Source organism: Mesorhizobium sp. M0019, from assembly GCF_040323975.1.
In the GTDB taxonomy this organism is placed as follows: domain Bacteria; phylum Pseudomonadota; class Alphaproteobacteria; order Rhizobiales; family Rhizobiaceae; genus Mesorhizobium.
The window spans coordinates 57,376-70,014 of record NZ_JAMYVK010000027.1; the positions used below are offsets into that span (position 1 = coordinate 57,376).

Consider the following 12,639-nt stretch of genomic DNA (forward strand, 5'->3'; position numbering starts at 1 on the left):
GTTTACCGGCCGGCATCTGATGGCAAGCGTTCCAACGCGGCGGCGATCTGGCCCTTCGCTGCTGAGGGCAGAGGCAGGATGGGACGCGGGGGGTCGGCACGGCAAATGTCGAGCAATTCGGCAAGTGCATAGACGACGCGAAGGCTCGAGAACTCCTTGAAGAGGCTCCAGAGCGGGGCTAGCGCGGCATCGATCCGTCGCGCTTCGGCCGCATCGCCCTGCTGCGCCGCTGTGACGATCTTTGTGCAGACCTCGGGCAGGATGCCCGCGAGGACGCTGTACCATGTGTCAGCGCCAGCGATCATGGCCTCTGCGGCGTTCCAGTCGCCGCTGTAGCCGATCGAGAACCCTTCCGGCACAGTGCGCCTCTGGTCGGCCAGATGGCTCTTGATCGCATCGCCCTTGTCTGTCGGATTCTTGATAGCGACGATCCCCCGCACCTTTGCCAGGCGGCTGACGAGTGCTGGGGTGAAACGGAAATGCGTCGTTCCTGGATTGTCGTAGACGACAATCGGCAGGCCGCTCTCGCACGCCACCGTCGAGAAATGTTCGAACACCTCGTCCTCAGTGAGCGGGGTGTAGGAGGCGGCCGCAAGCAGCCCCGCGGCAACTCCAAGGGCCTTGGCGTCCTGCGCGAACCTCACTGCTTCATCGGTGCGCAACGCGCCCACACCCACCACGACCGGCGTTCGCCCGGCGATTTCGTCCAAGGTCTCGGCGAGCGTCCGTCGCCGTTCCTCGCGCGTCAGATACATGTAGGTGCCGGTGCTGCCGAGAAGACCGATGGAGTCGACCTGAGCGGCGCCAAGCCTGGCAATCAGCTTGCGCAGAGCAACGGTATCGACGCGGCCGTCACGATCGGCGGGCGTGATGGGAAACGCGGAAAGACCGCTCAGGAATGCCATGGCAAGGCTCCAGGTTTGTGCGTGAGCGCAGGACTGGCCGGACGACAGGTCATCACAAGGCGTCCAGAGCCCGCCGCAGGTCGGCGATTAGGTCATCGACGTCTTCAAGACCCACCGAGAGACGCATGAGGTCCTCGCCGACTCCATCGGCCAGATGGGCATCCTTGCGGATCGGCTGACGAGCACGGGTCAGGCTTGCCGGATGATAGATGAGGCTGTCGGCATCGCCGAGGCTGACAGCCCGGGTGATCAAGTTGAGCCGGTCCATCATCCGGCGCGCGCCCTCGAATCCGGCGTGGAGGCCAAAGGCCAACATGCCCGACCCGTGGGACATCTGCTTTCGCGCCGTCACCTGATCAGGGTGCGAGTCGAGGAAGGGATAACTCACCCATGCCACCGCCGGGTGCGCCTCGAGTGCCTGAGCCACCGCAAGGGCTGTGGCGCTGTGGCGTTCCATGCGTAGCGTGAGCGTCTTCAGACCGCGCAGGATCAGGAAGGCTGACATGGGCGAGAGCGCTGCGCCGGTGATGTAGCGCAGGCCCGTTTCGTGCAGCGTGCGGAGCGTTTGCGCGTCGCCGAGAATCGCCCCGCCAAGGGCATCGCCGTGCCCATTGATGTATTTGGTCAGCGAGTGGAGCACGAGGTCGGCCCCATGTTCGAGCGGCCGCTGGAGCGCGGGGGAGGCGAAGGTGCTGTCGACTGCAACCTTTACACCGCGCGCGTGGGCGCGCTCGGCAATGGCAGCGATGTCTAGGATGCGGCTCAGCGGATTCACCGGCGTCTCGAAGAAAACAAGCCGGGTCCGCTCGGTGATCGCGGCATCGAGATTGTGAGGATCGGACAGGTCGACCGCGACGACCTTGATGCCGAAGCGGGGGACCGCCTGTTCGACCATGGCAAGCGTGTTCGCATAAAGCGTCCTGTGGACGATGAGTTCATCGCCTTGGGACAGGAGCGACAGGATCAGCGTCCCGAAAGCCGCCATCCCCGAGGCAACGACCAGACCTGCCTCGGCTCCTTCCAGATTGGCGAGCCGTTGCTCGAGGATCTCCGTCGTGGGATTGTATTCGCGCGCATAGAGCCTTCCGCCAAGGGCGGCGGCGGCCTCGTTCGCTGCCACGCTTTCGAATCCATAGGTCGAGGTCAAGAAGACTGGCGGCTGAACGGCATTGGAAAAGCCGGCCGGATCGTAGCCATGATGGATCGCCCGAGTGGCGAATCCGGGACCGGTGTCGTGGAGCGACCGCGTGAGAGCATCGGTTTCGGATTGATAGGAACGGGTCATTCGGCCTTTAGATCTTTCTTGGGTTTCCGAAAGATTGACGGCAAACTGGCCAATGTGAAATATCCAGTTGGCTATGAAAAAGATGGTCCAGTCTTCAAGTGCCGGTTCTGCAGGTCGCTCGCACGCGATGGGTGCACGCCAGATTTACGAGGCCCTTCGCGAGCAAATCCTCGGCGGCGTCTACGAAACCGGTAGTCAGCTGCCGTCCTCCCGCGGCCTGGCAAATGACCTTGGCGTTTCGCGAACGACGGTGACGGTCGCCTATGAGCAACTGACCGCGGAAGGTTTCATCGACGTCCGTCAAGGCGCACGACCCCGCGTTGCATCCTCGCTGATCGGTCCTGAGACGAGCCGCACTGTCGCGAAACGGGTCGGCTCGGTTCTTCTGTCCGCCTATGGCGGCCGACTGCGCGTCACGCCGCCCTGGCCGGATTATCTGCCGACTGGGCTGAAGGTCGATTTCCGCTATGGCGACCTGGCGCCGTCAGACTTCCCCGCATTGGTCTGGAAACGTGCGATGAACGAGGCGATGGGGCAGCGCCCGTTGCGTCTTGCCTATGACGACCCTCGCGGCTCGCGCCGGCTGCGCCAGGCGCTCCAGGGCTATCTCTGGCGCGCCCGAACGCTGAGTTGCGACCTCGAGCAGATCATCATCGTCAACGGTTCGCAGCAGGGCCTAGATCTGTGCGCTCGCCTGCTTCTCGATCCCGCCGACCGCTTCGTCATCGAGGACCCGTGCTATAGGATGGCGCGTCAGGTCTTTGCCAGTACGGGTGCCTCGCCCGTCCCGGTCACTGTCGACGAGGACGGGATGAAGACGGAGTTGCTGGCGGGGATCGGGGCGCGACTGGCCTATGTCACGCCATCGCATCAGTTTCCGCTGGGCGGCGTCATGCCGATCGCGCGCCGCCATCAGCTTCTGGAATGGGCGCGGCACAACAACGCCTATGTGATCGAGGACGACTACGACAGCGAATATCGCTACGACATCAATCCGGTCCCTCCGCTGCACAGTCTCGAGGACCACGGGGCTGTCATCTACCTCGGCACGATCTCCAAAACGCTCTCGCCGATGCTGCGTATCGGCTACCTCGTCGTCCCGACGGAATTGCAGGAGGTCTTCGCTACCGCCAAACAATTCGCGGACCGGCATTCGCCGGTGGCTGAACAGGAGGCTCTGGCCTGTTTGATCGAGAGTGGCGGCTACGAAAGCCATGTGCGGCGCGTGCGCAGGCTAAACGGCGAGCGTCGGGAGACGTTGTTGGGCGCCTTGCGGCGCAGCTTCGGAGATCGCATCGCTGTCCAGGGAGCAGAGGCCGGTCTGCACGTCGTCGTTTGGTTCGACGAACTGCCGCGATCGCGGGAAACGACCCTGGTCGAAGCCGCCCGAGGCGCGGGCCTGGGGCTACACCTGATCTCGCCCCTTTACGAGCGGCAGTCGGACGAAGGCCACATCGATCGCATGGGGCTTGTCATGGGCTATGCCGCCTTGAGCATTCGGCAGATCGAGAAGGGCGTTGAGATCCTGCGAGCGGTTGTCAAGCAGGTGCAAGATGCGTTGCCGGGACACGGTGGCTAAAACGGCGGGGACGTGGCGTGCTGGCGAGGAAACCGACCCTTGGGCTGAACCGCATTTCGTTTGCAAGCCAACTGGACTGGGAAAACGCCATGCAACTGGTGCTGTTGATCAGGCCAGTTTGGCGGCAGATTTTCGTGCGAGACGAATTTCCGAGAGCGATGCATGACCCGGCAAGGAAAGCTGCTTCACATCCATATCGCGCCCGCTGCCTCCTAATGAAATGGAGGATCTGGCGGAGGCGTAGCTTGTTGCCGGCCGAGGCGGGCTCGAGCACCCGCAAGAGATAATCGACGATCTCTACCAGGCCTTGTCCACGGCCGAATGATGGAATTATCCAGCGCATGGTGCGGCATGCACCATGCCGATGCCAGAAGATCTGGACGCTCGACAAGCACCTTTCTTCAAACATTTCCCGAACCACCCGCAGCGCAAAGCCTCCCCATGAGAAAAGAGCATCCCATGTCTTTCACGCCATTGATTGCCCCGAGATCAAGGCCCGCTACCGGGATTTTCATCTGATCAGCATTGTGGTGCGGAACGCTGGAATCGCCGTGCCGGATGCACAGGCGTTGAACGACACGATTGCGGCGGCGGAACAGGCGGCGCTTCGCGATGACGCCCAAAGGGACGCGCGTCTTGCGGCGTGGGCCGTTGCCTACGAGGCTTTCGGCACAAAAGCCAATCGAACGCCGTGCTCGGCCGCCGCGCTTCTCAAGCGGGTGCGGAAAGATGGCTCTCTCCCGCGGATTTCCCCACTGGTTGATGCCTACAATGCCGTCAGCGTGTTGTATGGCGTTCCGATTGGCGGGGAGGATCTCGATCTCTACCAGGGGGTCCCGAGACTTTTAATTGCGAAGGGAGCGGAGCCATTCGACACGATCCAGCAAGGTGAAATGGTAACCGAGCATCCCGAACCGGGCGAAGTCATCTGGTGCGATGATGCCGGTGTCACGTGCCGCCGCTGGAACTGGCGGCAGGGGCGGCGCACCATGGTCACGGCCGATTCCCCCGCCATGTGGCTCGTGCTGGAAGCCCTCGGCCCAATGTCAGCTAAACAGATGACGGCCACCGGAGAGCATCTGATGGGACTTATCCCAGCGTTGTGCCCGGGGTGCGCGAATCGAAACCGCGCGGATCGACGAGTCCACTACATCTCGTGTCCCTTAGGGCATGGCCCCACCTTCCGGAAAAACACCCCACTCAGCCCTGTCCGGATCTGGCGCTCCTTGCTCGCTCCGCTGGCCTACACAGTTGATTGCGAACGACCCAGAACGGCTCTCGAAAACGAGCGTCGAACGAAATCAGATCACCGTTTGTTCTCCCTTAGCGTTGTTTGGCGTACTTTTATCGCGATGCCTCCAGTGGGGATGGTCCAAATTGCGCAAGCTCGGTCGAGTGATCGCGGAGAAGCTTAATGTCGACTAAATCGAAATTCATGGAGCGGTACGGACAACGGGTGCGAACCCGGGACGTCGTCCCGGTGTCGTCAGGCTCTCCCGTCCGACTGAGCCTCAGTTTTCTTCACGGCGCGAATACTCCTGAGGCCGCCCGGATTCTCGTTAAGAGACAGCTGCCGCTCAGGACGGCCCACGCGATACTCACGGAGATGGTCGATCACGGCAAGGCGTTCGTGACGGTTCCTTGCGTCGACGACCTATTGGCACTGAAGAATGAACTGTCGTCCGCAGGCGTGATCGCGAAGGTTCATGCGCCGCGGCCGACAAGTGTTCGCGAAGTCCGGGATCGCACGAAGCTCTCTCAGGAGGCATTCTCCGTGAGGTATGGCCTCGATCTGGCAACGCTTCGAAACTGGGAGCAAGGTCGCTCGAAACCGGATGCAGCGGCGAAAAATACTCTCCTTGGACCATCGCCCGGAATCCGGAAGCAGTCGAAGAATCGCTGGACATGGAGGACGGAGTGGCTGCCCCTTCGCCCTAAGGGGGCCGATCACTTCGGCGCGCGGCAATTCGGCCGCCAGCGCGATGGCCGGCCGCCGCGCGGTATCGACAGCGCGCGAGCCTCATGCGTCAGACGCCTTCCTTGGCATGTCGCACGCCAGATCCCAAACATGATTCCATCGCAACGAGCTGGTGACGGAAGCAGTGTCTGCACTTTGGAAACGAGCCATTTGCGTTCTCATGGACGTCGCGACTCGTCTCGTCCAGTAAAAGTCGCAATCATTGCCAATTGCGATGTTCCGCAGTCAGCTGGCCGTTTATTTTCCTAAGATCTGCATTATAGGCCGGGGTGTTGTCGCCGTTTCGGCGGGTAAGATGGGATAGGCGACCTCGGGTGCCTTTCCGGTCAGCGAGTTGAGGAAGGCAACAAGCAGGTCGACTTCTTCGTCCGCCAGTACCACGCCAAGCTGGGTGGTTCCCATGATGGCAACGGCCTGTTTCAGATCCCAAACCTTGCCCGAATGAAAGTATGGCGCGGTGAGTGCAACGTTGCGCAGCGGCGCCACGCGGAAAACATAGGAATCGTCGGCTGCATTGGTGACCGCAAATCGGCCTTTGTCTTTTTCCGGCAGGACCTCGGCGCTGGGCTGTTCCACGAGGCCGAATGGGTAATAGGCTTCCCCACCAACGTTGATACCGCCATGGCAGGACGAGCAGCCTTTGTCCATGAAAAGCGCCAGGCCCTGTTTCTGTTCGGAAGTCATGGCGGCGTCATCGCCATTCAGGAAACTGTCGAAGGGGGCCGGCGTGACCAGTGTCGCCTCGAAGGCTTCGATTGCCTTGGCGAGGTTGTCGAAGGTGACCCGATCGGCTTCAGCCGGAAAAGCTGCATCGAACCACTCGACATATTGCGGCATGGACTTGAGCGTGGTGATGACTTGGCCCGGTGTATTGGCCATTTCGATCCCGGCTTGGACCGGTCCCTTCGCCTGAGCCTTCAGGTCTTCGGCACGACCATCCCAGAACTGGGCGATGTTGAAGACAGCGTTCAGTACAGTCGGCGCGTTGCGCTGTCCCTTCTGCCAACCATGGCCGATCGAAGTTTCGTGATTGTCGTCGCCGCCGGTGGCCAGGTTGTGGCACGAGTTGCACGACAAGACGCCTGACGCAGAGACGCGTGGATCGAAGAACAGTGCCTTGCCGAGAGCGATCTTTTCCGGGGTGATCGGGTTGTTGGCGACTGCCGGCGTGGTGGATGGCAAAGCCCTGAAGGTGGCCAGTGCCGTTTCTCTGAGGTCTGTGGGGATCGAATCCGCAGCAAAAGCGGTGGCTGCCAGCAAAGGGACAGCCATCGTACTGAATAGGATTTTCATAAATGATCTCCCTGCGTCGTCCACGCAGCCACTCTGGGATACGCAGCCCATGAACGCCCTGCGCTAGATCAGCTGCGGGAGAGGACCGGGGTCTGACACCTGCTTTCGCGGCAGAGCTGGGACCCTCTTGGAAGTGATCGCTCTTCTCGATTGGACTCCAGAGAGGAGGAGGATCCCTGCTCGGCAACCTTCGGCGCCGGAGCCGTGCTCCGGTTCTCTGCGCCTTCTACCAAGAAGAAATCGGGTCCGCCGCCGTGTCAGATTTCGGTTGGGGGCCGGTTATCTGTTCCGCTGCAGGTCCTGCTCGATTTCCGGGCCTTCGCCAGATCGACGTTGGCCCAAACGATCCGCGATCGCGTCTTGTGGCACCCTTTGCGGGACAATCTTATTTTCGACTGTGGAGGGCCGTTTGGGGTGAGCGAAATTAAACGAATTTCAAAGGGCGCCCAAGTAGCTGTTTTGATTAGCTTGTGAGGCCTATAGGCTCCATCGAGCGAATATTGGCAGACGATGGAGCACAATTTTGGATTCGTTATCATCTTGCTTCAATGGGACAACTGCTTTGCAATAACTACACGGCAATTTACCATCATGAATTTGATAGAACCAAGTCCCATGCAGTGATTTTCACATCGGAAGCGTTGCAGGCCTGTCGCGAGAAGTTGATTTTAAAATACAACAAGATGATTAACATCGCCATAGGGCCCAAAATATTGTTTGTTAGCTATAGTACGCTCCAGATGCCGGCGAAATCTCGATACAATAACCTCGTCGGCGTACCCGCTCCAGCCTCACATACGGCTGCGACGCCTATACTTGCGCTTTTCCACTGCCCGACATGCGGGCAGCGAGCCATTGCATCGCGGAGGTTGCATCTTCCAATATGGCGACCTGTTCCCCAAAGCGGAAAAAGTCTTGCGCGCTGCGCTCGCAGGTATTCGTCCGTTGTATGCATCAAAGCACGCCCTAAGGGCGGCTTCGTAGATGCGGTCTCTGCGATCTTCTGGCCCTTCGTTGAGGAAAATCGATAGCATCCGCAGGACTGGCAATCTCTTGCACGATATGCGCTGGACGTCTTACGAAAAGTGGGCTGCTGAAAGTCCCTGAGCTCATTCGTTCCTCCCGACCTGCTGAACCGCTAGTTTGCGTAAGGCGCCTCCTCTACACCCGCCCACCATTGCGGAATGTGTTGTCACAGCGATAGCGGTTCAATAGCAAAGCAGCGGCGTGATTTCCTCGGTTTACCAGCGGGCCAATCCCTAACATCCTGCTGCGAGAGCGGCTCACCGGATGAATCTACATCGTTTCGACCATTGCGAACCAACGCTTGATAGTTCCTCCGCGCCACCAGGAAGCGGGCCACTGCTCTGCCACCGATTTCACAGCCAAAAAGAGGATGGCGAAACAGAAATAGCCCGCTTCGTTTCGAGATCACTGGTCATTTCGGCGCAAAGCTTACGGCCGAGACGCGCCTGAAAATGCGCAAGGACCGCGGCAGGTCGCCAACAACGGGCGGATCAACGTTCACGACGGCGGATACCGCGCCATAGAATCTCGCTGGGCGAGCATCACAATAATCATGTTGAGACCTTTGTTGCTTTCAGCGGCGACCGCCACTATGAAGCGACGCTTCGCCGACTGTGTTTCACGCCGCCTGGAGAGTTTCATGACAGAAGAAGCCGAAAAAAACATCGACACCCTCATCGAGCTCACGGCCGATGTCGTCTCAGCCTATGTCTCCAACAATCCGATCCCGGTGGGGGATCTCCCTGCCCTCATCGGCCAAGTGCACGCGGCTCTGAAAGGGACGGCCGAAGGTGTCTCTGCAGAAGAGCCGGTTGCCCTTACGCCTGCAGTCCCGATCAGGAAGTCGGTCACACCGGACTACATCATCTCCCTTGAGGACGGGAAGAAATTCAAATCGCTAAAGCGCCATCTGTCGACCCACTATGGGCTGACGCCGGATGGATATCGGGCCAAATGGGGCCTGCCGGCGGATTATCCCATGGTCGCGCCGAACTACGCCGCGGCGCGCTCGTCATTGGCCAAGACGATGGGGCTCGGCCGCAAACCGAAAGCGCCGGAAGCGCCGGAGCCGACGAAGCGAACCCGCAAGAAGGTCGCGGCTTGATTTCGGCAATCGAGATTCGTTCTGGAGCGTTGCAGACATCGGCTTAATCTGCGCGTCATATAAAAAGGCGGGGCCAACCCCGCCTTCCTTTCAAACAACTTTGTTTCATGAGGAATTCGCGACGCCTGCAGCAATCTGCTGCCCTCAGTTTTTGCTCGCTCCTATCGAGCGGCCGTGAGGACCTCCGGACCTACGCGCCCACTCTTGCCAAGACGCAGGAGAAAATTTCAACCAGCTTTGCTGAGGCTGCCAGCGGAGGATTTGCCGGTGCGGCGATCCTGCTCGATCTCATAGTTGATCTTCTGGCCGTCAGCGAGGGTCGAGAGGCCCGCGCGTTCGACAGCGGAAATGTGGACGAAAACATCCGGACCGCCATTGTCGGGCTGGATAAATCCAAACCCCTTGGTGCTGTTGAACCACTTTACCGTTCCAGTAGGCATATACGTGTTCCTCCTTAACAATTGCAACGTTGGGCAGGCCATTAGGCCTGCCCGACTCATAGCCGAGACTTGGGCGCAGCAAAAAGCGAAAAATTGTTAAGCCCCGATCAGCTGGCGCACTCCATTTTGGCCGTAGTCGCCAGCAAGCACTGTCCCACACTACCGCTCGAGCATGGCCGGAAGCGCCCGATCCTTCCAACGCTCCTCAGCGCCACGTCTAGGGCTGGTGCTTGGAGGCACGGGCCGTAAGGCCGACCGCTGCTCGTGCCGCCAGGTCAAAGGCCGGGTAGTTCACGGAGCTACCTTCGTGCATAACGGGTTGGCAAGCGCTTGAAGGAGTTTCGAATTGGATTGTTTCAAGAGGGTCGAGGGGTTGATCAATGCCACCAGCGTGGAAGCGATCGATAACGCGCGCGTTTTGCTGGACCAGTTCAAGGGCAAGTCAGAAACAATCGCCCAAGCGATCGATGACTTCCTACTTGATTTCATGACCTTGCTGTTTGTGGTAGAAGCTACCCGCGAGCGGTTCCACAATCCGGCGAGGCGGTTGGCGCGCATCAGATTGAGCAGGATCAGGCTGTTACTCACCCGATGCTCTTGACCTTAGGGACCACGCCGCCAGGGATGCGTTTGCAGCCGCAAAGAAGGCAAAATCTGTTCGCCGGCAAACCGAGCACAGCCAGGCGGTATTTACGCAGATGAATTCGATCGCGACCGCCAAATTCTCCTGTTTGGTACCCAGCGACGACGGCAAGCGCGGACAGCTTCCGTGCTGCTGTCCTCCAGCGACAAACGTGCCTGCATGCCCCATCCAGGGCGAGCTCGACGGTTGTTTCTTACGTTTGACCAAGGTCCCGCGCAAACACTCCCCTTTCCCGCAGCAACTCATCAGGCTCAACGGCCTCGCGGCAGGCGCATTACGCCAGAAGCGCGCAACCGCATTGTTTTTTCCCGCCCGAATCCTACGATCTTCGTTTTCCAGCGCCTCGCGGATATCGCCCAACTCGCCGATTTTTGGATCAGATCCGTCCTAGCGCGCGAGCAGGCTCCGCGCTCGAGTTCGCTACGCTCCTCGCGCCTCTGCCGTTCATCGACCCGGTCTGGCTGTCGAGGACAGGGTTCCGCTGGGGCGACCAACATCTCCATTCTCACCGTCAGTGCAGCGGCCATTCGAAGCGCATCCTATACCCTCCCCGGCAGCGCGCCCAATCGTCTTCCGAACGAAGAAGATATTCTCAGCCGCGCGCGTCGCGTTCGGCCCTGTCCGATGTCCGACAATGTCGGATGCGCAACATGGCAGAGCCCGATTTTGTCCACTGCCTCGAACGGTTTTCTGATCTGGCACGGTGCATGCTTGGTCATCCGCAAGGCGTCGCGGACCAAGGAGAATCCGTCCCATGATCACCTCACCAAGAAATACCGCCGCAGGTCTCCTGGGTCCATCCAAAGATGAGGCTCGAGTAAGGCCTGGCCCCATGAAGAGCTTATTCATCTGGCTCGGTGCTGCCCGCCGATCCTCCCACGGGGGGAGACTGGGACGCAGCGCCTTCATCAAAATGAGGAACAAATCACTTTGCCTCGAACCTTGCCTTTCGACCAGCCACCACAACCGGAGCCATCGATCGTCCGCCTGGCTGCGCAACGCGTTCATTGCCACCGCGCTGGCCCTGGTAACGACCGCTCCGGCTCTGGCCGCCACCGCCGGCGGCAAGGTGACGGATTTCCTGCTCGACAACGGCATGGAAGTGGTCGTCATCCCCGATCACCGCGCGCCGATCGTCACTCATATGGTCTGGTACAAGATCGGCAGCGCCGACGAGCCACCCGGCAAATCAGGCCTTGCCCATATCCTCAAGCATCTGATGTTCAAGGCGACGACCAACCACGCCGCCGGCGAGTTCGACCGAGCCGTCTCAGCCATCGGCGGCTACAACAACGCCTTCACCGCCTATGACTACACCACCTTCGTCGAGACGGTGGCGCCCTCGGCGTTGGGTGAGATGATGCGCTTCGAGGCCGATCGCATGTTCAACCTCATCCTCAACGACGATGATATCAAGACCGAGCGCGACGTGATCCTGGAGGAGCGCCGTTGGCGCAGAGAGACGAACCCGCAGGCTCTGCTGGACGAGGAGGTCAACGCGACGTTGCGGCAGAACCAGCCCTACCGCATTCCGGTCATCGGCTGGATGCAGGAGATGGAGAAGCTGAAAACCGACGCATTCACCATCTACAACAAATACTACCGACCGAACAACGCCGTGCTGGTGGTGGCCGGCGACGTAGAGCCGGAGACGGTGAAGGCGCTGGCCGAGAAGACCTATGGCAAGGTTGTGCGCGGGCCGGACCTGCCCCCGCGCAACCGCCCGGTCGAGCCGGAGCAGAACACCAGGCGCACAGTGACGCTGACCGATGCGCGCGTTTCGGTGCCGAGCTTTTCCACTCAATGGGTGGTGCCGTCCTATCATACGGCAGAGCCCGGCGAGGCCGAGGCGCTCGACCTGCTGGCCGAGATCCTCGGCGGCGGTAACCGCAGCCGGCTATATCAGGAGCTTGTCGTCAAGCAAGGCATAGCCTCGGCGGCCGGCGCCTCCTTCCAGGGCACCATGCTAGACGACACCAATTTCACCATCTCCGGCTCGCCGCGCAGCGATGCAAAGCTCGTCGATCTCGAAGCGGCGGCCGTTGCCGAAGTCGCCCGGATCGCCAAGGATGGCGTCACCAGCGACGAGCTGGACAAAGCCAAAGACCGCTATATCCGCTCGGTGATTTTTGCGCACGATGAGCTGGACCACATCGCCAACATTTATGGCAAGACGCTCACCACCGGTGGCAATGTGAAGGACGTGCTCGAGAGGCCTGACCGCGTCCGCAAGGTCACCATCGACGAGGTCAAGGCCGTCGCCGCGCGTTATCTGGTGCTCGACCATTCGACCACAGGCTATCTTTTGCCGCAGCAACAGGCGGGGAATTGATCATGAGCTCCATCCCCATGCGCATGCGCCGCCCGGTCTTCCCTTCACACTTG

At 60.3% G+C, this 12,639-nt stretch carries 10 protein-coding genes; 5 read left to right on the forward strand and 5 right to left on the reverse strand.

What is annotated here, in order from left to right; translation table 11 throughout:
- Positions 1-2: 2 nt before the first annotated feature.
- Positions 3-905 (reverse strand): dihydrodipicolinate synthase family protein, encoded by a 903-nt coding sequence (locus tag NKK47_RS19845; protein WP_352577985.1) that lies wholly within the window; start codon positions 903-905, stop codon positions 3-5.
- A 52-nt stretch (positions 906-957) separates the two neighbouring features.
- A complete protein-coding gene (locus NKK47_RS19850) occupies positions 958-2,190 on the reverse strand; it encodes a trans-sulfuration enzyme family protein (protein ID WP_352577986.1) in 1,233 nt (410 codons plus the stop codon).
- An 82-nt stretch (positions 2,191-2,272) separates the two neighbouring features.
- Here NKK47_RS19850 and pdxR point away from each other — a divergent pair, with 82 nt between their 5' ends.
- Positions 2,273-3,769, forward strand: a complete 1,497-nt coding sequence (gene pdxR, locus NKK47_RS19855) for a MocR-like pyridoxine biosynthesis transcription factor PdxR (RefSeq protein ID WP_502905021.1) — start codon at positions 2,273-2,275, stop codon at positions 3,767-3,769.
- Between the two features lie 341 nt (positions 3,770-4,110).
- A complete protein-coding gene (locus tag NKK47_RS19860; protein ID WP_352577987.1) occupies positions 4,111-5,184 on the forward strand; it encodes a B3/B4 domain-containing protein in 1,074 nt (357 codons plus the stop codon).
- A gap of 800 nt (positions 5,185-5,984) precedes the next feature.
- Here the strand turns inward: NKK47_RS19860 and NKK47_RS19865 are convergent.
- Positions 5,985-7,040, reverse strand: coding sequence for a cytochrome-c peroxidase (locus tag NKK47_RS19865; protein ID WP_352578006.1), 1,056 nt, complete (start codon positions 7,038-7,040; stop codon positions 5,985-5,987).
- Between the two features lie 791 nt (positions 7,041-7,831).
- Positions 7,832-8,074 (reverse strand): DUF982 domain-containing protein, encoded by a 243-nt coding sequence (locus NKK47_RS19870; RefSeq protein WP_352577988.1) that lies wholly within the window; start codon positions 8,072-8,074, stop codon positions 7,832-7,834.
- 632 nt (positions 8,075-8,706) lie between these two features.
- On the opposite strand from NKK47_RS19870, the gene NKK47_RS19875 reads away from it, so the two are divergent.
- Positions 8,707-9,171 carry a Ros/MucR family transcriptional regulator gene (locus NKK47_RS19875; protein WP_352577989.1) on the forward strand — a complete coding sequence of 155 codons (465 nt, stop codon included), beginning with the start codon at positions 8,707-8,709 and terminating at the stop codon, positions 9,169-9,171.
- A 227-nt stretch (positions 9,172-9,398) separates the two neighbouring features.
- On the opposite strand, the gene NKK47_RS19880 is transcribed toward NKK47_RS19875, so the two are convergent.
- On the reverse strand, positions 9,399-9,611 hold the full coding sequence (locus NKK47_RS19880) for a cold-shock protein (protein ID WP_023679670.1): 213 nt from the start codon (positions 9,609-9,611) through the stop codon (positions 9,399-9,401).
- Between the two features lie 373 nt (positions 9,612-9,984).
- Between NKK47_RS19880 and NKK47_RS19885 the strand changes: the two genes are divergently transcribed.
- Together NKK47_RS19885 and NKK47_RS19890 are read left to right on the forward strand one after the other, a co-directional pair.
- Positions 9,985-10,212 (forward strand): hypothetical protein, encoded by a 228-nt coding sequence (locus NKK47_RS19885; protein ID WP_352577990.1) that lies wholly within the window; start codon positions 9,985-9,987, stop codon positions 10,210-10,212.
- A 955-nt stretch (positions 10,213-11,167) separates the two neighbouring features.
- Positions 11,168-12,586: a M16 family metallopeptidase gene (locus NKK47_RS19890; protein WP_352577991.1), complete on the forward strand. Its 1,419-nt coding sequence runs from the start codon at positions 11,168-11,170 to the stop codon at positions 12,584-12,586.
- Positions 12,587-12,639 lie beyond the last annotated feature (53 nt).